The organism is Pseudomonas sp. NPDC089734 (genome assembly GCF_044748865.1).
In the GTDB taxonomy this organism is placed as follows: Bacteria; Pseudomonadota; Gammaproteobacteria; order Pseudomonadales; family Pseudomonadaceae; genus Aquipseudomonas.
In genome coordinates this window covers 117,334-140,260 of record NZ_JBIVGV010000006.1, presented here as the reverse complement: position 1 = coordinate 140,260, position 22,927 = coordinate 117,334, and the positions used below count along the sequence as shown (strand labels likewise).

The 22,927-nt window shown below is 60.8% G+C and carries 15 protein-coding genes and 2 riboswitches; of the genes, 8 read left to right on the top strand and 7 right to left on the bottom strand.

Annotation, left to right across the window (positions count from 1 at the left end):
• Positions 1 to 27 precede the first annotated feature (27 nt).
• Positions 28 to 522, bottom strand: coding sequence for a DUF934 domain-containing protein (locus ACIPY9_RS10050; RefSeq protein WP_400700054.1), 495 nt, complete (start codon positions 520 to 522; stop codon positions 28 to 30).
• Positions 506 to 2,164 carry a nitrite/sulfite reductase gene (locus ACIPY9_RS10045; RefSeq protein ID WP_400700052.1) on the bottom strand — a complete coding sequence of 553 codons (1,659 nt, stop codon included), beginning with the start codon at positions 2,162 to 2,164 and terminating at the stop codon, positions 506 to 508. The genes ACIPY9_RS10050 and ACIPY9_RS10045 overlap by 17 nt, the downstream gene beginning before the upstream one ends.
• Before the next feature lie 553 nt (positions 2,165 to 2,717).
• Here ACIPY9_RS10045 and ACIPY9_RS10040 point away from each other — a divergent pair.
• The gene (locus ACIPY9_RS10040) at positions 2,718 to 3,821 is read left to right on the top strand and encodes an ABC transporter substrate-binding protein (RefSeq protein ID WP_400700050.1); all 1,104 of its coding nucleotides are present in this window, start codon (positions 2,718 to 2,720) and stop codon (positions 3,819 to 3,821) included.
• A 108-nt stretch (positions 3,822 to 3,929) separates the two neighbouring features.
• Here ACIPY9_RS10040 and metH read toward each other — a convergent pair whose 3' ends face one another.
• Positions 3,930 to 7,649 (bottom strand): methionine synthase, encoded by a 3,720-nt coding sequence (gene metH, locus ACIPY9_RS10035; protein ID WP_400700048.1) that lies wholly within the window; start codon positions 7,647 to 7,649, stop codon positions 3,930 to 3,932.
• Positions 7,650 to 7,971: 322 nt separating this feature from the next.
• Here metH and ACIPY9_RS10030 point away from each other — a divergent pair, with 322 nt between their 5' ends.
• The 3 genes from ACIPY9_RS10030 to nfuA all read left to right on the top strand — a co-directional run bounded on the left by ACIPY9_RS10030 (position 7,972) and on the right by nfuA (position 11,955).
• Entirely contained in the window at positions 7,972 to 10,104 is a 2,133-nt protein-coding gene (locus tag ACIPY9_RS10030; protein WP_400700361.1) for a fatty acid cis/trans isomerase, read from the top strand.
• Between the two features lie 164 nt (positions 10,105 to 10,268).
• A complete protein-coding gene (locus ACIPY9_RS10025; RefSeq protein ID WP_400700046.1) occupies positions 10,269 to 11,291 on the top strand; it encodes an acyltransferase family protein in 1,023 nt (340 codons plus the stop codon).
• A 70-nt stretch (positions 11,292 to 11,361) separates the two neighbouring features.
• Entirely contained in the window at positions 11,362 to 11,955 is a 594-nt protein-coding gene (nfuA, locus tag ACIPY9_RS10020) for a Fe-S biogenesis protein NfuA (protein WP_400700044.1), read from the top strand.
• A 1,405-nt stretch (positions 11,956 to 13,360) separates the two neighbouring features.
• On the opposite strand, the gene cobM is transcribed toward nfuA, so the two are convergent.
• The 4 genes from cobM to ACIPY9_RS10000 are packed head-to-tail and all read right to left on the bottom strand — an operon-like array spanning position 13,361 to position 15,442.
• Positions 13,361 to 14,107, bottom strand: coding sequence for a precorrin-4 C(11)-methyltransferase (gene cobM, locus ACIPY9_RS10015; protein ID WP_400700042.1), 747 nt, complete (start codon positions 14,105 to 14,107; stop codon positions 13,361 to 13,363).
• A gap of 42 nt (positions 14,108 to 14,149) precedes the next feature.
• Positions 14,150 to 14,557, bottom strand: a complete 408-nt coding sequence (locus ACIPY9_RS10010) for a cobalamin biosynthesis protein (RefSeq protein WP_400700040.1) — start codon at positions 14,555 to 14,557, stop codon at positions 14,150 to 14,152.
• Entirely contained in the window at positions 14,550 to 15,245 is a 696-nt protein-coding gene (locus tag ACIPY9_RS10005) for a CbtA family protein (protein WP_400700038.1), read from the bottom strand. Before ACIPY9_RS10005 ends, ACIPY9_RS10010 begins: the two co-directional genes overlap by 8 nt.
• An 11-nt stretch (positions 15,246 to 15,256) precedes the next feature.
• A complete protein-coding gene (locus tag ACIPY9_RS10000; protein WP_400700036.1) occupies positions 15,257 to 15,442 on the bottom strand; it encodes a CbtB-domain containing protein in 186 nt (61 codons plus the stop codon).
• Positions 15,443 to 15,536: 94 nt separating this feature from the next.
• A riboswitch (cobalamin riboswitch) is annotated at positions 15,537 to 15,740 on the bottom strand.
• 208 nt (positions 15,741 to 15,948) lie between these two features.
• Positions 15,949 to 16,151, top strand: a riboswitch (cobalamin riboswitch).
• 107 nt (positions 16,152 to 16,258) lie between these two features.
• On the opposite strand from ACIPY9_RS10000, the gene cobW reads away from it, so the two are divergent.
• Genes cobW through ACIPY9_RS09980 form a run of 4 tightly spaced genes read left to right on the top strand, consistent with a single transcriptional unit; the run spans position 16,259 to position 22,787 of the window.
• Entirely contained in the window at positions 16,259 to 17,323 is a 1,065-nt protein-coding gene (cobW, locus tag ACIPY9_RS09995) for a cobalamin biosynthesis protein CobW (protein WP_400700034.1), read from the top strand.
• A 3-nt stretch (positions 17,324 to 17,326) separates the two neighbouring features.
• Positions 17,327 to 21,091: a cobaltochelatase subunit CobN gene (gene cobN, locus ACIPY9_RS09990; RefSeq protein ID WP_400700032.1), complete on the top strand. Its 3,765-nt coding sequence runs from the start codon at positions 17,327 to 17,329 to the stop codon at positions 21,089 to 21,091.
• Entirely contained in the window at positions 21,091 to 22,122 is a 1,032-nt protein-coding gene (locus tag ACIPY9_RS09985; protein ID WP_400700030.1) for an ATP-binding protein, read from the top strand. Before cobN ends, ACIPY9_RS09985 begins: the two co-directional genes overlap by 1 nt.
• 53 nt (positions 22,123 to 22,175) lie before the next feature.
• On the top strand, positions 22,176 to 22,787 hold the full coding sequence (locus tag ACIPY9_RS09980) for a VWA domain-containing protein (protein ID WP_400700359.1): 612 nt from the start codon (positions 22,176 to 22,178) through the stop codon (positions 22,785 to 22,787).
• Positions 22,788 to 22,927: the final 140 nt, after the last annotated feature.

The window sequence follows — 22,927 nt, the reverse complement described above, 5'->3', positions numbered from 1 at the left end:
CTTTTTCGTTTCAGACCGTTGGCTGTATCAGCGACGACGGAACAGCGGCAAAGGCTCGTCGGTTGCCGCCTGGTACGTCACCGAGAAGTCCTTGAGGCCTTCAAGGGCATCGTAGGGATCCTTGTCGGCACGGACGGCGAACGCATCGAAGCCGCAACGGCGCAGGTAGAACAACTGGTCGCGCAGCACGTCGCCAATCGCCCGCAGTTCGCCCTTGTAGCCATAGCGATCACGCAACAGGCGTGCGTTGGAATAGCTTCGACCGTCGGTGAAGGCCGGGAAGTTCAGGGCGATGACCTGGAAGTGCTCGACATCGGCACCGATCTCTTCGGCTTCTTCATCGCTGTCCAGCCATACGCCCAGGCCGCCGTCGCGGGCCTTGAGTGCATGACCATGCTCGCGCCACAGCGCGAGAGGAACGATCAGGTCGTCGCAGTTGGACAGGCTGTCGAAGGTCGTGTCCTTGGGCAGCAGGTGCCAGGTTTCGTCGATGACTTCGTTGTTCTTAATGATTCGCTGCATAGACGCGCTCCTTGAAAGGGTCAATGCCGATACGCTGGTAGGTGTCGATGAAACGCTCGTCTTCGGTACGTTTTTCAACGTAGACGTCGATCAGTTTCTCGATCACGTCCGGCATTGCCTCCTGGGCGAAGGACGGGCCGAGGATCTTGCCCAGGCTTGCATCACGGCTGGCGCTGCCGCCGAGTGAAACCTGATAGAACTCTTCGCCTTTCTTGTCCACGCCCAGAATGCCGATATGGCCAACGTGGTGGTGACCGCATGCGTTCATGCAGCCGGAAATGTTCAGGTCCAGCTCGCCAATGTCGAACAGGTAGTCCAGGTCGTCGAAGCGACGCTGGATCGACTCGGCAATCGGGATCGACTTGGCGTTGGCCAGGGAGCAGAAATCACCGCCAGGGCAGCAGATGATATCGGTCAGCAGGCCGATGTTCGGGGTGGCGAAGCCGTTTTCGCGCAGCTCGCTCCAGAGGGTGAACAACTGCGACTGCTCGACGTCGGCCAGGATGATGTTCTGCTCGTGGGAGGTGCGCAACTGGCCGAAGCTGTAACGGTCGGCCAGATCGGCAACGGCGTCCAGCTGCTTGTCGGTCAGGTCGCCAGGGGCCACGCCGGTTGGCTTGAGCGACAGGGTCACGGCAATGTAGCCAGGCTTCTTATGGGCCAGGACATTGCGGGTACGCCAGCGGGCGAAACCAGGGTGCTGTGCATCCAGGGCAGCCAGCTCGGCGTGCTGATCGCTGAGGGCCTTGTAGTCCGGATCGACGAAGTGTTTCGAGACGCGCTGGACTTCAGCTTCGGTCAGCGTGGTCTGGCCACCGCGCAGGTGAGCCATTTCCGCTTCGACCTTCTCGGCGAAGACTTCAGGTGTCAGGGCCTTGACCAGAATCTTGATCCGGGCCTTGTACTTGTTGTCACGACGACCGTAGCGGTTGTAGACCCGCAGGATCGCGTCCAGGTAGCTCAACAGGTCCTGCCAGGGCAGGAACTCGTTGATGAAGGAGCCCACGACCGGCGTACGGCCCAGGCCGCCGCCGACCAGTACGCGGAAGCCCAGCTCGCCGGCAGCGTTACGCACCGGCTCCAGGCCGATGTCGTGCACTTCGATGGCAGCGCGGTCACTGGTCGAACCGTTGATGGCGATCTTGAACTTGCGCGGCAAGTAGGCGAATTCCGGGTGGAACGTAGTCCACTGACGCACGATTTCACACCATGGGCGCGGGTCGACGACTTCGTCGGCGGCCACACCGGCGAACTGGTCGGTGGTGACGTTGCGCAGGCAGTTGCCGCTGGTCTGGATGGCGTGCATCTGCACGGTGGCCAGTTCGGCAAGGATATCCGGCACGTCTTCCAGTGCAGGCCAGTTGAACTGCACGTTCTGGCGCGTGCTGATGTGGGCGTAGCCCTTGTCGAAGTCGCGGGCGATCTTGGCCATCATGCGCATCTGGCGCGACGTCAGTTGGCCGTAAGGAACGGCAACGCGCAGCATCGGTGCGAAACGCTGGACATAAAGGCCGTTCTGCAGGCGCAGAGGGCGGAATTCTTCTTCGCTCAGTTCACCCGCCAGGTAGCGTCGGGTCTGGTCACGGAACTGCTTGACGCGGTCCTCGATGATCCGCTGATCGTACTCGTCGTATACGTACATATAGGTCCTGTTCTCAGGCTTCGTAATGAAGCAAGGGTTGCTGCGTCAGTGATCGCGTCACTAGTTCGCGACGAAGCCTTGCGTCATCTAGACAATTCTGCGCGCACGGCCGCGCACTCCCGGCGGAGCGGTGGCGAAGATACCAGTTTGCGGATATCGGTAAAAGTGATGTTTATATATATGCAAATCGTTAAAAGCGATAAGCAAGTCGGCCTTTGAGCAAATCCCTGCTTGATGTGTGGTCAAGTGTGGACTTTACTGACTGCTGATCGTTGTCCGATGAGGGGCGCGACCTGTCTTTTCATATGCAATCACCTATAAAACCGACAAGAGGCGATGCGATGAGCAAACACCCGAAAACCACCCGAACCGATAGCCATGTGGATGCCTGGGCCATTTTCTTTCTCATTCTTCTGGCGGTAGGAGCCGCTGTCTTCTGGGTCAGTGGGCAATAGTCCTGTAGCCAGGTTTGAAGGTCCTGCTCTCCAGTATTTGGGGAGGGCAGCCGATAGCCATTCATATCGAGAGCAGTTTTGTTCAAGGCTCAATGCATATGAATGGTTTTGTCTTCTTCTGCCTGACCGTTTTCGGCGGTTTATGGAGTGGCTCGCTCCTGGCCGCTTCCGTTGTCTTTCTCAGCCCTGGCTTTGCTTCCGATGGCTACTGGCAAAGCTATGAGCGGGTCATGCAGTCGGCGGCCGGAGCCACCGGCATGTCACTCAAGGTGTTGTACACCGATCGTGACACCCGAAAGCTGCTGGATATGGCGCGAGAAACGCTTCAGGGGCCCAGGGCGCGCCCCGATTATCTGGTGTTCTCCAATGAATTGAATGTAGCGCCCGAGATCCTGCGTTTGTCCGTGGGGAGCGGGGTCAAGCTGCTGGCCGTCAACAATACGCTGACGGGGGATCAGCGGCGGATACTGGGCGACATGTCGGTTCGATACCCGGATTTCATCGGCAGTCTGGTGGGCAATGACGAAGAGGGCGGTTACCTGACGGCCAAGCGCCTGATAAGCCTTTATCCCGAGCGGGCCGATGGTCAGCCTGTCGAGATGCTGGCCTTTTCCGGTACGAACTCCACCCCCGTTTCATTGGCGCGCGAGCAGGGAATGCGGCGGGCGCTGGCCGAATATCCGCACATTCACCTGCGTCAGATCGTATTGGGCGGCTGGCGTCGGGACCGGGCGCAGGAGCAGGCCAGGGTGCTGCTCAAGCGTTATCCGAATATCCGGTTGATCTGGGCCGCGAACGAGCAGATGGCTTTTGGGGCCATGGACGCATTGCGCGAACAGGGCGGTGAGCCGGGCAAGGATGTTTTCTTCAGCGCCATCAATGGCACGACTCTTTCGCTTCAGGCGCAGTTGAATGGTCGCTTGAGCGCAGTGGCGACCGGGCATTTCACCATCGGAGGCTGGGCCATGCTTCTGCTGCATGACTACGACACGGCCGACGTCCGGACTCGCGCCGGAATCGGTGAGCGCAGCGTGCGGGTGTTACAGCTGGTCGAGCCGGCGGATACCAGGCGTTTTCTGGAGGCGGCGAAAGTCGAGAATTATCACCTCGATATGCAGGCGTTCAAGAGGGCGTCGAGCGATGATGACTCGCCGTTCGCCCTGAAGAACATGTTGCCGCAGGTTCCGCCTGCCACGAAGTAAAGCGTGTAGGAGCGAATTCATTCGCGAGAACCGATTGAAGGCGATAGATTTCCTTCAGCTTCACGGGCCTCTCGCGAATGAATTCGCTCCTACAGTTTTGCGTGGGGATTACTCGTCGTAACCCAGGTTTGGTGCGAGCCAGCGCTCGGTGACACTCAGGTCCTGACCCTTGCGAGCGGTGTAGCTTTCGACCTGATCCTTGTCGACCTTGCCCACGGCGAAGTATTGCGCCTGTGGATGGGCGAAGTACCAGCCACTGACAGCAGCTGCCGGAAACATCGCGTAGTGTTCGGTCAGGAACACGCCGCTCTTGCCCGGCGTGTGGGCCGGTGTGCCTTCGGGCAGCGGATCGAGCAGGGCGAAGAGGGTGCTCTTCTCCGTGTGGTCCGGGCAGGCCGGGTAGCCTGGAGCAGGGCGGATGCCCACGTATTGCTCCTTGATAAGCGCCTCGTTGTCCAGGTGCTCGTCCTTGGCGTAACCCCAATACTCCTTGCGCACCTGCTGGTGCAGCCACTCGGCGCAGGCTTCGGCCAGACGGTCGGCCAGAGCCTTGACCATGATCGAGTTGTAGTCGTCGCCCTTGTCCTGGTAGGCCTTGGCCACTTCTTCGGCACCGATGCCGGCGGTGGTGATGAAGCCGCCCACATAGTCGGTCACGCCACTGTCCTTGGGCGCCACGAAGTCGGCCAGGGAGAAGTTCGGCTTGCCGTCGGTCTTGATGATCTGCTGACGCAGGTGATGCAGCTTCGCCAGAGGCTTGCCGTCGTCACCGTAGACTTCCAGATCGTCGTCGTTGACCTGATTGGCTGGCCAGAAGCCAAACACCGCACGGGCGCTGATCAGCTTTTCGTCGATCAGCTTGCGCAGCATGGCCTGGGCGTCGGCAAACAGTGTGGTTGCCGCTTCGCCAACCACTTCGTCGGTCAGGATGCGCGGGTATTTGCCGGCCAGATCCCAGGAAATGAAGAACGGCGTCCAGTCGATGTACTCGGCCAGTACGTCCAGGTCGATGTCTTCCAGGATATGAGTCCCGGTAAAGGTCGGTTTGACCGGCTCGTAGCTGCTCCAGTCGAACTGCGGCTTTTTCGCCACCGCTGCACCATAGCTGAGGCGTTCGGTGCGGGCGCTGCGGGCCGAGGTGCGCTCACGCACTTCGACGTATTCGAGACGGGTCTTCTCGATGAAGCCTGCTTTCAGGTCCTTGGACAGTAACTGCGTGGCCACACCCACGGCACGGGAGGCGTCGGTGACATAGACGACTGCGTCGTTACTGTACTTGGGCTCGATCTTGACGGCGGTGTGTGCCTTGGAGGTCGTCGCACCGCCGATCATCAGAGGCAGATGGAAATCCTGGCGCTGCATCTCACGGGCCACATGGACCATCTCGTCCAGGGACGGCGTGATCAGGCCGGACAGGCCTATGATGTCGCACTTCTCGTCGCGGGCCACCTGAAGAATCTTCTCGGCCGGCACCATGACGCCCAGGTCAACGATGTCATAACCGTTGCAGCCCAGTACCACGCCGACGATGTTCTTGCCGATGTCGTGGACGTCGCCCTTGACCGTGGCCATCAGGATCTTGCCCTTGGCCTCGGGCTTGTCGCCTTTTTCCAGCTCGATGAACGGGATCAGGTGCGCCACGGCCTGTTTCATCACGCGAGCGGATTTCACCACCTGCGGCAGGAACATTTTCCCCGAGCCGAACAGGTCGCCGACCACGTTCATGCCGGACATCAGCGGGCCTTCGATCACTTCGATCGGGCGTGAGAACGACAGGCGGGATTCTTCGGTGTCTTCGACGATATGGGTCGTGATGCCCTTGACCAGCGCATGCTCAAGGCGCTGATTCACCGGCCAGCTGCGCCACTCTTCGGTTTCGGCTTCCTTGACGCTGCCATCGCCCTTGAAGCTGTCGGCAATGGCCAGCAGGGCGTCGGTACCCTCGGGGGTGCGGTTGAGGACCACATCCTCGACCCGCTCACGCAGCTCGACCGGGATCTGGTCGTAGATCTCCAGCTGACCGGCGTTGACGATACCCATGCTCAGGCCGTTGCGGATCGCATGCAGCAGGAACACCGAGTGAATGGCTTCGCGCACCGGGTTGTTGCCACGGAACGAGAACGACACGTTGGAGACGCCGCCGGAACTCAGCGCGTAAGGCAGCTCGTCACGGATGTAGGCGCAGGCATTGATGAAGTCCACCGCGTAGTTGTTGTGTTCTTCAATGCCGGTGGCGACGGCAAAGATGTTCGGGTCGAAGATGATGTCTTCCGGCGGGAAGTCGACCTCATTGACCAGAATGTCGTAGGAGCGTTTGCAGATTTCCTTCTTGCGCGCTTCGGTATCGGCCTGGCCCACTTCGTCGAAGGCCATCACCACCACGGCCGCGCCATAGCGTTTGCACAGCCTGGCGTGATGGATGAACTGCTCGACGCCTTCCTTCATGCTGATGGAGTTGACGATGCCCTTGCCCTGGATGCACTTGAGGCCGGCTTCGATCACGTCCCACTTGGAGGAGTCGATCATGATCGGCACGCGAGAGATGTCCGGCTCGCCTGCGATCAGGTTGAGGAAGGTCACCATGGCCTTCTTCGAGTCCAGCATCCCTTCGTCCATGTTGATGTCGATCACCTGGGCACCGGCTTCGACCTGTTGCAGGGCGACTTCCAGGGCTTCGGTGTAGTTGTCTTCACGGATCAGGCGGGCGAAACGGGCAGAACCGGTGATGTTGGTGCGCTCACCGACGTTGACGAACAGCGACTGGCGATCGATGGTGAACGGTTCCAGGCCCGACAGGCGGCAGGCGCGCGGAATGTCGGGGATCTGGCGCGGGGCGTAACCGGCCACCGCTTCGGCAATGGCCTTGATGTGGGCTGGGGTGGTGCCGCAGCAGCCGCCGACGATGTTCAGGAAGCCGCTCTGGGCGAACTCTTCGATGATCTTTGCCGTCTGGCTGGGCAGTTCGTCGTATTCACCGAAGGCGTTGGGCAGGCCGGCGTTCGGGTGTGCGGAAACATGGGTGTTGGCCTTGGTGGCCAACTCCTGCAGGTAGGGGCGCAACTCGCTGGCACCCAGGGCGCAGTTCAGACCCACGGAAATCGGCTTGGCGTGGCTGATCGAGTTCCAGAACGCTTCGGTGGTCTGGCCCGACAGGGTCCGGCCAGAGGCGTCGGTGATGGTGCCGGAAATCATGATCGGCAGTTCGAAGCCGATTTCCTCGAATACCCCTTGCACGGCGAAGATCGCGGCCTTGGCATTGAGGGTGTCGAAGATGGTTTCGATCAGGATCAGGTCGGCACCGCCCTCGATCAGGCCGCGGGTGGCTTCGGTGTAGTTTTCCACCAGCTCATCGAAGGTCACGTTGCGGTAGCCGGGGTTGTTCACGTCAGGCGACAGGGAACAGGTGCGGCTGGTCGGGCCCAGAACGCCGGCGACGAAGCGTGGCTTGTCCGGGGTTTCGAGGGTTTTTGCATCGGCGACCTTGCGGGCCAGACGCGCGCCTTCTACGTTCAGTTCGTAGACCAGCGATTCCATGCCGTAATCGGCCTGGGAAACCTGGGTGGCGTTGAAGGTGTTGGTTTCGAGAATGTCGGCACCTGCGTCCAGATACGCTTTCTCGATGGCACCGATGACATCCGGGCGGGTGAGCACCAGCAGGTCGTTGTTGCCCTTGACATCGCTTGGCCAGTCGGCGAAGCGTTTGCCACGATAGTCTTCTTCTTCGAGCCGATAGCTCTGGATCATGGTCCCCATGCCGCCATCGAGGATCAGGATCCTCTGTTTCAGTGCGTCGAGAAAAGCTTGCTGGCGGGCGCTGCGGTCAGACATGGGGCTACCTTGAAAAGCCGATACAGAAAGGCCGGAATCATATCAAACCGGAGCGCTTTTGGTGTTGATGGGGTTCCTTCATGAAAATAGCTCATGTTGGTGCCCGTTATCCGCTGTAGAATTGCGCGTTTTTCATTTCAAGGCCCAGGATATGCCGCACCGCTCATTGCTAAGCCTCGTTCTGCTGTTATGGTGCTGCGCTGTCCAGGCACAGGGCGTCGCGTCGCCCCCTCAGCCCAATATTTCCTACGTGCGGGATATCCAGCCGATCCTGACCCAGAAGTGCGTGGCCTGCCATGCCTGCAACGATGCACCCTGTCAGTTGAATCTGGGCAGTGGAGAAGGGGTGAGTCGCGGGGCCAACAAGATCCCGGTCTATCAGGGGGAGCGCAGCACGGCAATGGCCCCTACGCGGCTGTTCTACGATGCCAGTGGCACCGAGGCCTGGCGGCGCAAGGATTTCTATTCGGTGCTCGATGCCCAGGGCAGCCAGGCGGCCTTGATGGCACGCATGCTGGAACTGGGGCGCAGTGCGCCATTACCGCCCAACAGCAAGATCCCCGACGATATCGTGCTGGGCCTGAACCGGGAAAACCTGTGTCCGCTGCCGGGAGAGTTCAATGCCTACGCCAAGGCGCATCCCACCGGGGGCATGCCTCTGGCGGTGACAGGGCTGACCGACGCCGAGTATCAGACCTTGCAGCGCTGGCTGTCGGCCGGTGCTCCGGTGGAACAACAGCCCGTCATGCCCACTGTCGCCGAAGCGGCACAGATTGCCGAGTGGGAAGCCTTGCTCAACCGTTCCGGTGCCAAGGAAACTCTGGTGGGGCGCTGGCTGTACGAGCACCTGTTTCTGGCGCACGTCTATTTTGAAGGCGGCGATACCGGGCATTTCTTCCAGTGGGTGCGATCCCGTACGCCAAGCGGCAAACCGGTCGACCTGATCGCTACCCGTCGTCCCAATGACGATCCGGGCAATGACTTCTATTACCGGTTGATACCGGTGCAGGGCGTGATCGTCCACAAGACTCATATCACCTACGCGCTGGGCCCACAGAAGCTGCAACGGGTCAAGGAGCTGTTCTATACCGCCAACTGGCACGTCGATTCGTTGCCCGGTTACGGGCCAGGGCATCGTGCCAACCCGTTCCTGACCTTCGAGGCCATTCCGGCGCAGGCGCGCTATCAGTTCATGCTCGATAACGCCGAATACTTCGTGCGCACCTTCATTCGTGGCCCGGTGTGCCGTGGCCAGATTGCGACCGACGTGATTCGCGATCATTTCTGGGTACTGTTCCAGGAGCCGGGTCATGATCGTTACATCGTCGATGCCCAGTACCGTGGACGTGCAACGCCACTGCTGGCCATGCCGGGGCAGAACGATGAAGTCGGTAGCATCCTGAGCCTGTGGCTGTCCTACCGGGACCGTCGCAATGCCTATGAAAACCTGCGCCGCGACAGCTATGCCAGCATGACGCCGCCAAGCTGGTCCACGCTCTGGTCCGGCAACGATAACTCCCTGCTGACCGTGTTCCGGCACTTTGACAGCGCCTCGGTGAACAAGGGGTTGATCGGTGATGTGCCGCATTCACTGTGGCTGTTCGATTTCCCGTTGCTGGAGCGTACCTATTACCAGTTGGCGGTGAACTTCGATGTCTACGGCAATATTTCCCATCAGGCCCAGACCCGGCTGTATTTCGACCTGATCCGCAACGGTGCCGAGATCAACTTCCTGCGTCTGATGCCCGCCGACAAGCGCGAGAAAATGCTCGACGACCTGTATCAGAACTCTGGCAAGGTCAAGATGTGGCTGGATTACCAGCATATCGATGACGATACGCCCAGCGGTCTGAAGCTCGACGAACATCGCCCCCGTCAGGATTTCGCGCAGAAGCTGATCCAGCGTGCCGGCACGCTCAATGCTGCGCCTGATCCGATCAATCGCTGTCAGGGCGCTTACTGTTCGCGCGCTGGTATCAGCCCGGGCTTCGCTCAGGCCGAACAGGCTCTCAGTCGTCTGGTGTCGAGACCCGCCGCAGGCCTCAAGGTCATTGACCAGTTGTCCGAAGCGACGATGTTGCGTATCGAAGACGCTACCGGCAAGCGCATGGTCTACAGCATGTTGCGCAACCGGGCCCACAGCAACGTGGCATTCCTGCTGGGCGAGTCCTATCGCTATCAGCCGGGGCTGGACACCCTGACCATTTATCCCGGTGTGCTGAGCAGCTATCCGAACTTCATGTTCAATATCGCGGCCAGCGAAGTGCCAGCGTTTGTCGAGTCCATGCAGCAGGCGCGTGACCCGGCCAGCTTTGAACGGATCGTCCAGCGTTGGGGTGTGCGTCGCACCCATCCGATGTTCTGGACCTGGTTCCATGACCTCAATCGCTACATCCAGGAAACCGAGCCGAGAGAAGCCGGTGTGCTGGACATGAACCGCTACGAAAACCTGTAGATCACGTTGCAGGCCACGTACGACGTGGCCTGCAGCCACTACTGTTTCCTGAACGAAACGAAGTTTCTCCGATCTTTTTGGTCATCCCACTGTCCGACCTCATGCGTGTCTGGCCCGCTTCGGGACCGGACGTTGGTTGAAGGCGGGTGACAAGAGGTTCGTGGATGTTGATTTCGGTTCAGGCTTTGCGGGCATTTGCCGCATGGGTCGTGGTGTGTCATCACTTCATGCAGATTTTTTTCGATTTCAAGGCCAGCGGTCCGGTTGGCGAATTCTTTGTTTCCAAGGGTGCGGTGGGCGTCGATATCTTTTTTGTCATCAGCGGGCTGGTGATTTTCCTCTCGACCCACAACAGCGACATGCCTGCCGGGCGTTTCATCCTGCACCGCCTGATCCGCATCGTTCCGGCGTACTGGCTGTATACCGCCGCCATGGGGCTATTGCTGCTGGTAGCGGCACCCTGGCTGCCGCATCAGGTCATCGGCTGGCAGAACTTCCTGCTGTCGCTGTTCTTCATCCCTTCGGAAAACCCCGGCGGTTATGGCCTGTATCCCACGTTGAACGTTGGCTGGACACTGAATTACGAGATGCTGTTCTACGTGCTGTTTTCCATGGTCTTTCTGTTCGAGCAGCGCCACCGGCCATTGATTATTGCTGCTGCCCTGTTTGTCGTGACCGAGATCCTGGCCCGCAGCGGGTTGATCAGCCGGTTCTACGGCAACGATATCGTCTATGAATTCCTGTTGGGGATCGGCATTGGCATGCTTTATCGCCGGGGCCTGATCAAGGAAGGGCTATGGCTACCCGTGGCGGGGATCGTGGCGGCATTGCTTGCGATTCATCACCTGGGCAACGATCAGCGCCTGCTGAACTGGGGACTGCCAAGCGCCCTGATCGTGTTGTGCGCCATCTCGCTTGAGCCATACATGCGCAATAGTCGATTGCTCAAGACGCTGGGTGACTGTTCCTACTCGGTGTACCTGCTGCATGTGCTGGTGCTGTATGGCGGTTTGCTCATGGCGCAGCGTTTTGCCTTGAGTCCGTATCTGGTATTTGCGTTCTGCGTCCCCATCATCGCCATAGGGGCGTGGGGCAGTTATGAGTGGATCGAGAAGGGGCTGTACCGTCGAATGAGGCGCAGCCTGGAGGCTCGGCAGGCGGAACGGCCATCGGTGGTTCTTTCCTGACAAAAATACTGGGACTTTGTATGGCGCACCCGATTGGCGTAAACTGCCGACAAGTCTGCGAGGAACGTACATGACCGCTATTACTATTACCGATGCTGCCCACGATTATCTGGCCGATCTGCTGGAAAAGCAGAATACCCCGGGCATAGGCATCCGCGTGTTTATCACCCAGCCTGGCACCCAGTACGCTGAAACCTGCATTGCCTATTGCAAGCCGGGCGAAGAAAAACCTGAAGACAAGGCCATCGGCCTCAAGAGCTTCACCGCCTGGATCGACGGCTTCAGCGAAGCCTTTCTGGACGATGCCGTTGTCGACTACGCCACGGATCGCATGGGTGGCCAGTTGACCATCAAGGCCCCTAACGCCAAGGTGCCGATGGTCAATGCCGACAGCCCGATCAACGAGCGTATCAACTACTACCTGCAAACCGAGATCAACCCTGGGCTTGCCAGCCACGGTGGTCAGGTCACGCTGATCGATGTGGTCGAGGAAGACGACCAGAATATCGCCGTGTTGCAGTTTGGCGGTGGTTGCCAGGGTTGCGGTCAGGCGGATGTCACCCTGAAGGAAGGTATCGAGCGTACCTTGCTGGAGCGTATTCCTGAGCTGTCTGGCGTGCGCGATGTGACTGACCATACCCAGAAAGAAAACGCCTACTACTAAGTTGTTTCTGTAGGAGCGGATTGTGTGGGAGCAGATTTATCCGCGAATCGTCTGTTCGGCTTGATGCCGCCTTGCGTCTTTACGGCGCCCTACTTTGTTTTCGGACAAAGTAGGCAAAACCATTGCTCCGGGTTCGGCCCTGCCTGACGGCAGGGTCCCTTCGCTCCGGCGCTGATCCGGCGGTCGCCACAATGGGCCATCCATGGCCCAGTGCGGCTAATTCTGCATCCCTGCAGAATTCCCACCGGATCACCGCCTCCACTCAGCCGTCACCAGCGTCGCGTTTGGCGGTGTTCACGCCATCGCGGCAAAGAGCTTTTTAGCTTTTCTTTGCTTTTGCTTTTTGAACACAGAAAGCCCAGACACCACCGATTGCGACGTGGGTGAAGGCCGAGTGCAGGTGTTGTGGAGTGGGGTGCGAGGCAGGAGCCGAGCAAGCGCCGCCAGGCCAGGGATGGCCCATCGGCGCGGCCCCATGGAACAACGCCGGAAACGAGGGAACCCCGCCCCAAGGCGGGGCCGAACCGGAGCGAATGGTTTTCCCCCCTTTTGCCGAAACAAAAGGGGGCCGCCGTAAAGGCGGAACCGATACTCGCCACACAACAAAATCCGGATATGCCCACAGTAGAGAAACGTACCTGTTCTTGGATGGTTCGTTCGGCTTGATGCCGCCTTGCGCCTTTACGGCGCCCTACTTTGTTTTCGGACAAAGTAGGCAAAACCATTGCTCCGGGTTCGGCCCTGCCTGACGGCAGGGTCCCTTCGCTCCGGCGCTGATCCGGCGGTCGCCACAATGGGCCATCCATGGCCCAGTGCGGCTAATTCTGCATCCCTGCAGAATTCCCACCGGATCACCGCCTCCACTCAGCCGTCACCAACGTCGCGTTTTGCGGTGTCCGCACTATCGTGGTAAAGAGCATTCTTTGGCTCTTATTTGCTTTGCTTTTCAAACACACAAAGCCCAGACGCCACCGGCTGCGACGCTGGTGAAGGCCGAGTGGAGGTGTTGTGGAGTGGGGTGCGAGGCAGGAGCCGAGCAAGCGCCGCCAGGCCAGGAATGGTCCATCGGCGCGGCCCCATGTAACAACGCCGGAGCAAGGGAACCCCGCCGTCAGGCGGGGCCGAACCGGAGCCAATGGTTTCGCCCCTTTGCCGAAACAAAGGGGCCCGCCGTAAAGGCGGAACCGATACTCGCCACACAACAAAATCCGGATATGTTTCCTGACGAGGAGCGTGTTGTTCTGCGGTGTCTGTACCATCGTGGCAAAGAGCCTTCTTTCGCTTTTCAAACACGAAAAGCCCGCAGTAGGGCGGAACCTGTAGGACCGGATTTATCCGGGAAGAGCCTGATACATTCGCCGCATCTGCGCTGGCAGAAAAAATGCTTTCCCGGATAAATCCGGTCCTACGGTCTGAACAAATGCGCATGCCCCGCACGATACAGCGATGACTCGCTGAACGTGTCACTGGCCAGCACACGTCCCACCAGTATCAGCGCCGTACGCTTGAACCCCTTCGCCTGTACCTTCTCGCCAATGTCGGTCAGCGTCCCCTGAACCCAATCCTGATCCGGCCAGCTGGCACGATGAACCACGGCTATCGGGCAGTCCGCACCATAATGCGGTATCAACTCATCGACGATTTTCTGCAGATTCTTGACCCCCAGATGAATGGCCATGGTGGCTCGATGCTGAGCCAGGCTCGCCAGTTCTTCGCCTGCCGGCATTGACGTCTTGTCGGCGTAGCGAGTCAGGATCACGCTCTGGGAGATATCCGGCAGGGTCAGTTCGCTGCCGAGCAGCGCCGCACAGGCGGCAGTGGCAGTCACACCGGGGATGATTTCAAAGGGAATACCCAGTTCGCGCAGGCAGCGAATCTGCTCACCGATGGCGCCATACAGGCTCGGGTCGCCGGAGTGGACGCGGGCCACATCCTGGCCTTGTGCATGAGCAGATTTCATCAAGGCGATGATCTGTTCCAGGTGCAACTCGGCACTATTGACCACTTGAACGGCCCGATTGCCTTCCAGAACGGCCACTGGAACCAATGAGCCAGCATAAATAATGACCGGGCAGGAATGGATCAGTCGCTGGCCTTTAACGGTAATCAGCTCCGGGTCGCCAGGACCTGCACCGATGAAAAAGACGGTCAATGGGTTCTCCAGTGTCGGGCGCGGTGAATGAGCGGCGGATTATCAACCCGGAGCAGGGCCGGATGCCAAGGCAAATGTCGCTTGTGGGCTTTTCTGGCGTGAAATCACCAGGGTGGCCGGGCCTTTGCCCGGTTGGCTGGCCAGCGCCAGGGCCGCACTTTCAGCAACGCCGTAACAACCCGTATGCTCGAAAGCCTTGGGCGAACGATGAGTGAGCTGAGGTTCGTAAGCTGCCAGTTGGTCGGCGCTGAAAAAGATCAGCGGGACTGACAGCCTTTCAGCCAGCTCCAGCAAGCCCGGTTCGTCCTGCTTGATATCAGTGGAGGCGAGGGCGGTGATGGCGCTGATATCCAGGCCATGGGCCTGCAAGCTGCGCTCGATCAGCTCCAGCAACAGCGTGGCTGTACAGCCACGCTGGCACCCGATCCCCGCTACCAGAGACTCAGGCATGCAGGTCGGTGTTGTTGCGACGGAACAACCAGGCGCTGATCAGGCCCAGAGCAATCCAGAACAGTGCGTTGGTCAGCAGCGACGCCAGGATGAACTGCGACTCCAGGGCTTCGGGAGCCAGGCTCTCATGGGTTGCAGGCTGTGGCGCGCCGATCAGATGAGGTACGACAAGAATGGCTGCGCCCAGCACCTTGAGCAGCCCGTTCTGGCCGAACACCAGCAAGGCCAGACCCGCGGCGGTGGAGGCGGCCGTGCCGATCCACCAGTATTGACGCAGGTTCAGGTCGGCGGCTGCCGTGCCGGGCAGTTCGGGTGGCAGGCCCAGCGTAGGGGCCAGGACGAATACCGCAAAACCGGCCAGCCCCCAGAGCGCGCCTTGAGAGGTGCGGCCCGGCGCACGCAGGGTGTAGAGGGCGGCCAGCATCAGGGCAAAGCCGACGGCAACCACCAGATTGCCACCGGTGGTGGAGAGTACGCGCTGCCAGCCATCTTCCGGTTCCCAGGCTTCATCGTCGTGACTGTGCGCGGCGGTGCCTTCGGCATGCTCGTGTAGATGTTCGGCGGGAGCCTTTTCGTAGGTTTCAGCCTGAAGAATCAGGGGCGCGACCCAGAAGCTTTGCAGCAGGGTCAACAGCAGGGCCGCCAACAGGCCGGTGAAGCCTGCCGTCTGGGCGATTCGCTTGAACATGGCGTCAGGTCTCAATGGCAGGGGAAGGCGGCGCTGTGACGTGTGTCGTGGGCGGCGTTGTGAACGGCGGCAATGTGCGAGAAACCGGCGAAATACACCAGGCAGGCGCCAAGGATCGCGGCGCTGAGGGCGGCGGTCAGGCGTTGGGTCTGGGTGGACGTGGTGCTGGCCGAATGGCTGCTGCTGATGGTCGACATGGCGCTTCCCTCTGGTTTCTGCAGATGGCCATGCGCACAAAAGCCTGCTGACGACGGTCAGAAGGCTTCAACTGCGCCCGCCCACCGCGGGTTTGTCATTGAGTCAGTAGCGGGCCGGTCTCCGGGCTCGCGAGGGGCGTGGAGTTCACCTTCAAGGCCACCTTCCCATGCCGCAGCACAGTGGTTCTGGCCTTCTCTCGCTTACCGTTGCGGGGGCAGCACCGGACTGACTCAGGGTTCTGAGCGCACCGGTTTCCCGTTTCACCCCGTGAGGGGCACCCGTAACAAGTTGTGTAGGAGAGCATGGGCGGCCACTGAACGTCAATCTGAACGATTGACCTGCCTGCGACCACTGCGTAGCCTTGCGCACTTGAGGTTCTTTACCCGCGAAGAAGGTAAAGCTAGGCTCTGTACGAAAAGTCGGCGAGCTAAGGTCAGGCAAGGCAAAAACAGGCGAGGAAGCGGAGTTTACGTGTTGTAAATGAGCATTCCGAGCCTGTTTTTAACGCAGCATCACCGAGCACAGCCACTTTTCGTACAAAGCCTAAGACGGGAATGCGGTCCAAGCCGCAGCTGCCCCCGCAACTGTAAACGGTGATCTTTATCGCACGGCCACTGCGCAAGCGGGAAGGCGCGATGAATGCCGGTCGGCCATGCTGTCGACACGCCGCCGTGAGCCAGGAGACCTGCCTCGAACCGGGCCACAGGCCCACGAATTCTCACTACAACCGGGCGGGGTGATCCGGTGGCGATTCGATCCGTGCCTTGTGCCCGGCTCTCGTCCTGCTTGCCCGCCGTATTGCCAAAGGGCATCCGATGAAAACACTGGCCAAACTTCCCGTCACCATCGTCACCGGCTTTCTGGGCTCGGGCAAAACCACGCTGTTGCGCCACATGCTCGATAACGCCGAAGGGCGTCGTATCGCCGTGATCGTCAATGAGTTCGGTGAGTTGGGCATCGACGGCGAAATCCTCAAGCAATGCACCATTGGCTGCACTGAAGAGGAGGCGACCGGCCGGGTTTATGAGCTGGCCAACGGCTGCCTGTGCTGCACGGTGCAGGAAGAGTTCTTCCCGGTGATGCGCGAGCTGGTGGCACGTCGCGGCGACCTGGACCACATTCTGATCGAAACTTCGGGGCTGGCACTGCCGAAGCCGCTGGTTCAGGCTTTCCAGTGGCCGGAAATCCGCAATGCCTGCACCGTCGATGCGGTAATTACCGTTGTGGACAGCCCGGCGGTCGCGGCAGGCACTTTCGCCGCGTTCCCCGATCAGGTGGATGCCCAGCGCAAGCTTGACCCGAATCTGGACCATGAATCCCCGTTGCATGAACTGTTCGCTGATCAACTGGCCAGCGCCGATCTGGTGATCCTCAACAAGGCCGACATGATCGATGCCGACGGCCTTGCAGCCGTGCGCGCCGAAGTGGCCGAAGAACTGCCGCCAGCGGTCAAGGTCATCGAAGCCAGCAACGGCCGTCTGCCGATCAATGTGCTGCTGGGCGTCGGTGCCGAGTCGGAACTGCATATCGATGGTCGCAAGACTCACCATGACCATCACGACGATGATGATCATGACGACCACGATCATGATGCTTTCGACTCGATTTCCATCAAACTGCCGCAAGCCGATGAAAGCCTGCTGCTCGATGCCCTGACGCAACTGGTGGTGAAGCACGGCATTCTGCGGGTCAAGGGCTTCGCTGCGATTCCCGGCAAGCCGATGCGCCTGCTGATCCAGGGTGTGGGCACACGTTTCGACAAGCATTTCGACCGTGCATGGCGTGCCGATGAAGAGCGCATCACCAATCTGGTGCTGATTGGCCAGGAACTGGATGCCGCGGCGCTGGAAGCCCAGCTCAATGCTGCGATTGCCGGTTGATCCATGCACCTGCTGAGAACCCAGCCGGGCGGTTTCGTACCCGACGATAGCATTGCCGACCTGGGGCAGACCCCGGCCGAGCTGGTGATTCTCTGCAGCGGCGATTCGAGTCTGGCGCTGCTGGCCGAGGCCGCGCAGCAGTTGCCCGAAGATTACCCGAGCCTGCGACTGGCCAACCCGATGCAGGTGCAGAACCACGCCTCGGTGGATCTGTATGTCGATGACGTGCTACGTCACGCCAAAGTCATTCTGATTTCCCTGCACGGCGGCATCGGCTACTGGCGTTATGGCGTCGAACGCCTGATGGAACTGGCGGCCCGTGGCGTGCAGGTCATTCTGGTGCCCGGCGACGACCGTCCCGACCCTGAACTGAGCGATCTGAGCACGGTGCCTGCCGACGCACGGGACCGGCTCTGGCAGTTTCTGCGTCAGGGCGGTCTGCAAAATGCGCTGGACCTGTATCGCTGTCTGGCCAGTACCTGGCTTGAGCGCGATTACCCATGGTCAGAACCTGCGCCCTTGCCGCGTACGGCGATCTACCATCCGCAGAAGCCGGGTGCGGAACTCGCGGACTGGCAGGCCGACTGGAGCGCCGGGCAGCCGGTGGTGGCGCTGTTGTTCTATCGCTCTCACTTGCAGGCAGCCAACACCGGTTTCATCGATGTGTTCTGTGAGCGCTTGCAGGCCGAAGGCTTGAATCCCTTGCCCATTGCGCTGGCCAGCCTCAAGGAGCCGGGTTGCCTGACGAAGGTCGAGGACTGGCTGGACGAGGTCGAAGCCGAACTGATCCTCAACACCACGGGGTTTGCCCAGTCCAGCCCGGAAGCGCCACATTTGCGTCCGTTTCGTCGCAATGTACCGGTGATTCAGGCCATTTGCGCCCAGGATAACGAACCCGGCTGGCAAGCCAGCGAGCAAGGCCTTGGTGCGCGGGATCTGGCAATGCACATCGCCTTGCCGGAGCTGGACGGGCGAATCATCAGTCGGCCCGTCAGTTTCAAGGATCTGGCCTGGCGCAGTGAGCGCAGCCAGTCGGATGTGGTGTGCTATCGCGCCCATCCCGAGCGCATGGACTTTGTCGCGCAACTGGCCCGGCGCTGGATCGAACTGGCGCGCCTGCCCAATGCCGACAAGCGCGTGGCCCTGATTCTGGCCAACTACCCGACCCGCGATGGCCGGATCGGTAACGGAGTCGGGCTGGACACCCCGGCGGCGGCGCTGAATATCCTGCGCGCCATGCAGGCCGAGGGGTATCCGCTGGCACCCTTGCCCGAAAGCGGCACGGCATTGATTCATCAGTTGCTGGGCGGTGTCACCAACGATCTGGACAGCCTCGATCTGCGGCCCTGCCAGCAAAGCATGGCACTGGATGAATACCTGGAAGCGTTCAACGCCTTGCCGCCGTTCAGTCGCGAGGCGGTGAATGTCCGTTGGGGCATGCCACAGAGCGACCCGATGTTCCGCAGCGGGCGAATGATGATTGCCGGTATCCGCTTCGGCCTGACCTTTGTCGGTATCCAGCCGGCGCGTGGTTATCAGGTCGATCCCAGCGCGGTCTATCACGACCCGGATCTGGTGCCGCCACACGGTTATCTGGCGTTCTACTTCTGGCTGCGCAAGGCCTATGGTGCGCATGCGGTGTTGCATGTGGGCAAGCACGGCAACCTGGAGTGGCTGCCGGGCAAGGGCGTCGGCCTGTCGCAGGACTGCTGGCCCGATGCCGTGCTGGGCGCGATGCCGAATATCTATCCGTTCATCGTCAACGATCCGGGCGAGGGTGCCCAGGCCAAACGTCGTACCCAGGCGGTGATCATCGACCACCTGATGCCGCCGCTGACCCGCGCCGAAACCTATGGTCCGCTGCGCAATCTTGAACTGCTGGCGGACGAATACTACGAAGCCCAGTTGCTCGACCCGCGTCGGGCCATCGAACTGCAGCGCGATATCCTCAAGCTGGTGCGCGAGACCCATCTCGATCGCGAGCTGGCTCTGGATGAAGGAACCGACAGCGACGCTGATGCCGCCATCTGGTTGCCGCGCCTGGACACTTACCTGTGTGACTTGAAGGAGTCGCAGATCCGCGATGGCCTGCATGTCTTCGGTCAGTCACCGGAGGGGCGTCTGCGGATCGACACGCTGCTGGCGCTGTTGCGTATCCCTCGAGGTGACGGGCGCGGTGCACAGTCGAGTCTGCTGCGGGCGTTGGCCAAGGCTTTCGGGCTGGGCTTCGATCCGCTGGATTGCGAGCTGTCCGAGCCCTGGACCGGAACGCGCCCGGCGGCTTTACAGGCCGTCAGTGCCGACCCATGGCGCACGGCGGGCGATACGCGGGAGCGTCTGGAGTTCTATGCCTTTGCCCTGATCGAGCGTGTTGTCCGGGGCGACGTCATGGAAGAGGTGCCAGCCAATAAAGAGCTGGAGCTGATCCTTGAGCATTTGCGAGAAGTGGTCGCGCCTCGTCTCGATGCCTGCGGCCCCGGCGAAATGCGCGGCCTGCTGGATGCCCTGAGCGGGCGATTCGTGCCCGCCGGCCCCAGTGGCGCGCCCAGTCGCGGACGGCTGGATGTGCTGCCCACCGGCCGCAATTTCTTCACGGTGGATGTTCGCAACCTGCCGACCACCACGGCCTGGCGGATCGGTTTCCAGTCGGCAAACCTGCTGCTGGAGCGTCATTTGCAGGACCATGGCGATCACTTGCGTCAGCTCGGCCTGTCGGTCTGGGGCACGGCAACCATGCGCACCGGTGGCGACGACATCGCCCAGGCCATGGCCTTGATGGGCGTGCGACCGGTCTGGGCGACGGGCAGCCAGCGGGTCGATGACTTCGAGATTCTGCCGCTGAGCCTGCTGGACCGTCCGCGTGTAGACGTGACCCTGCGGGTGTCCGGATTCTTCCGCGACGCCTTCGCCAACCTGATCCGTCTGTTCGATGCTGCGGTGCAGGCCGTGGCGGCTCTTGACGAACCGGACGACCAGAACCCGCTGGCCGCCCGTGTGCGTGAAGAGCGCCGCAGCTTTCAGGACGCTGGGCTCAGCGAGGAAGAAGCGGCACGGCAGGCAGGCTGGCGCATCTTCGGTGCCAAGCCCGGTGCTTATGGCGCGGGTGTACAGGGCGCTATCGACGGACGTCTGTGGCAGAGTCGCGAAGATCTGGCCGAGGTCTATCTGAACTGGGGCGGCTATGCCTATGGTGCGGCCGACGAAGGCACGCCGGCCCGGCAGCAGTTTGCGCAGCGACTGTCGCAGGTTCAGGCGGTGGTTCAGAACCAGGACAACCGCGAGCATGATCTGCTGGACTCCAACGATTACTACCAGTTTCAGGGCGGTATGCTGGCGGCTGCCGAAAGCCTCGGCGGTCAGAAGACCGCCAGCTATCATGGCGACCACAGCCAGCCGGACCTGCCACGGATTCGTACCCTCAAAGAGGAACTGAACCGCGTCATACGCAGCCGTGCGGCCAATCCCAAATGGATCGAAGGCGTCAAACGCCATGGTTACAAGGGCGCCTTTGAAATGGCGGCGACGGTGGACTTTCTGTTCGCGTTCGACGCCACCACCGAATTGATCGATGATCATCAATATGCATTGCTGGCCGATGCCTACCTGCTTGATCCGTCGACCCGCGAATTCATCCGGCAACACAACCCCGATGCCCTGCGGGACATGACCGAACGCATGCTTGAGGCTCAGCAGCGCGGGCTCTGGCAGGAACCGGGCGATTATCGTGAAGCGCTGGAAGACCTGTTGCTGGATATAGAAGAGAACTGATGACTGTGCCTGACCCAAGCATGACCGACACTCCGCATTTCCCCCTGGCGGCTGTGGTGGGCGCCGACGATCTGAAACTGGCGTTGTGCCTGACGGCCATCGATCCACGCATCGGCGGTGTGCTGATCGAGGGGCCGCGGGGTATGGCCAAGTCAACGCTGGCGCGTGGTCTGGCGGATCTGCTGGCCAGTGGTCAGTTCGTCACTCTGCCACTGGGCGCGACTGAAGAGCGCCTGGTCGGCACGCTGGATCTGGATGCGGCATTGTCCGAAGGGCGTGCGCAGTTCTCGCCCGGCGTACTGGCCAAGGCCGACGGCGGCGTCCTGTATGTGGATGAGGTCAATCTGCTTCCTGACCATCTCGTCGATCTGCTTCTGGATGTGGCTGCCAGTGGTATCAACCAGATCGAGCGCGATGGTATCTCTCATCGGCATGCGGCGCGTTTCGTGCTGATTGGCACCATGAACCCGGAAGAGGGCGAATTGCGCCCGCAACTGCTCGATCGTTTTGGTTTGAACGTGGCGCTGAGCGGGCAAACGCTGCCGGCCGAGCGCAGTCAGATCATCCGCCGCCGTCTGGATTTCGATGCCGATCCCCAGGCTTTCTGCCAGCAGTGGCAAGCGCAGCAAGTGGCTCTGAAACAGCGCTGCGAACAGGCCCGTGCCCGTCTGGCCGCGATTGAGCTGGATGATCGGGCGCTGGGCCTGATTACCGAGCGTTGCTTTGCCGCGGGTGTCGATGGCATGCGTGCCGATCTGGTCTGGCTGCGTGCGGCGCGTGCACATGCAGCGTGGCGTGGCGTGAGTGAGATCGAGGCGCAGGATATCGATGCCGTGGCCGAGTTTGCCCTGCGTCATCGGCGACGTAACGCCACGCCACCGGCACAAAGCCCTGAGACGCCGCCTTCCGGCCAGGCCCCTCGGCAAGATCCACGGCCTGAAAGCGGGCAGGGGAATTGGGGGGAGTTACCGGCTCGTCCCGTGCCGACCGGGGAGCGTCGTGAAGTGCCGAGCTGGCCAAAAAAGCCCTAGGCATCCGCCCTCGTTCTGCGCCGGGGGCGGATGCCAGCCCCCGTCCAGGCAGGCTGAGTTCGGGGCGACATGGCGCACAAGGCTCCGGAATGGATGGAGTCATCGTCTGGGCCTCCACGTTATTACGCGGACGTCCGCAACGTCGTCACGATCTGGTGCGTCAGCCTCGCAGCAGCCGTCCCATGGAATTGTTGCTGGTGATTGTCGATGCCTCGGCCTCGACGTTGCGTCATCAGGCCTTGAGTCAGGCCAAGGGCGTGCTGGCCCAGGCCTTCGACGAAGCTTACCGCCGTCGCACACGACTGGCGCTGCTGACGGCCAGCGGCAATGTTCCGCGCTGGCAGTATCAGGGGTTCAAGGCTTCGGCGGCGTTGCAGCCCTGGCTGGATGCGCTTGGCGCTGGCGGTGGAACGCCACTCTTTGCCGCCATCGAACAGGCGATCACATGGCTGGAGCAGCGTAAGAAGCGCTATCCCACCGAGCACCAGCGCGTGCTGATCCTGACCGATGGCCGGGTCAAGGAGATGCCGCCCTGTGCAGGTTTCGAGTGCGAGAGTCTGTTGATCGATATCGAGAAGGGGCCGATCAGGCTGGGACGTGCGCGGGCGTTGGCGAACAGGCTGGGTGCCGGTTATCGGCATATCGATGAAGAGCTTCGCGAATGAATTGGCTCCCTCGGCACGCAAACTGTAGGAGCGAATTCATTCGCGAGACGTCATTGGAGGCGATAGATTTTCTTCAGTTTCACGAGGCTCTCACGAATGAATTCGCTCCCACGGATTTGATGAGAGCGAACTCACTCGCG

Excerpts from the sequence above, each read along its gene's own strand:
- ACIPY9_RS10050 (WP_400700054.1), bottom strand. The coding sequence starts at position 522 with ATGCAGCGAATCATTAAGAACAACGAAGTCATCGACGAAACCTGGCAC.
- ACIPY9_RS10045 (WP_400700052.1), bottom strand. The coding sequence starts at position 2,164 with ATGTACGTATACGACGAGTACGATCAGCGGATCATCGAGGACCGCGTC.
- ACIPY9_RS10040 (WP_400700050.1), top strand. The coding sequence starts at position 2,718 with ATGAATGGTTTTGTCTTCTTCTGCCTGACCGTTTTCGGCGGTTTATGG.
- metH (WP_400700048.1), bottom strand. The coding sequence starts at position 7,649 with ATGTCTGACCGCAGCGCCCGCCAGCAAGCTTTTCTCGACGCACTGAAA.
- ACIPY9_RS10025 (WP_400700046.1), top strand. The coding sequence starts at position 10,269 with ATGTTGATTTCGGTTCAGGCTTTGCGGGCATTTGCCGCATGGGTCGTG.
- nfuA (WP_400700044.1), top strand. The coding sequence starts at position 11,362 with ATGACCGCTATTACTATTACCGATGCTGCCCACGATTATCTGGCCGAT.
- ACIPY9_RS10010 (WP_400700040.1), bottom strand. The coding sequence starts at position 14,557 with ATGCCTGAGTCTCTGGTAGCGGGGATCGGGTGCCAGCGTGGCTGTACA.
- ACIPY9_RS10005 (WP_400700038.1), bottom strand. The coding sequence starts at position 15,245 with ATGTTCAAGCGAATCGCCCAGACGGCAGGCTTCACCGGCCTGTTGGCG.
- ACIPY9_RS10000 (WP_400700036.1), bottom strand. The coding sequence starts at position 15,442 with ATGTCGACCATCAGCAGCAGCCATTCGGCCAGCACCACGTCCACCCAG.
- cobW (WP_400700034.1), top strand. The coding sequence starts at position 16,259 with ATGAAAACACTGGCCAAACTTCCCGTCACCATCGTCACCGGCTTTCTG.
- cobN (WP_400700032.1), top strand. The coding sequence starts at position 17,327 with ATGCACCTGCTGAGAACCCAGCCGGGCGGTTTCGTACCCGACGATAGC.
- ACIPY9_RS09985 (WP_400700030.1), top strand. The coding sequence starts at position 21,091 with ATGACTGTGCCTGACCCAAGCATGACCGACACTCCGCATTTCCCCCTG.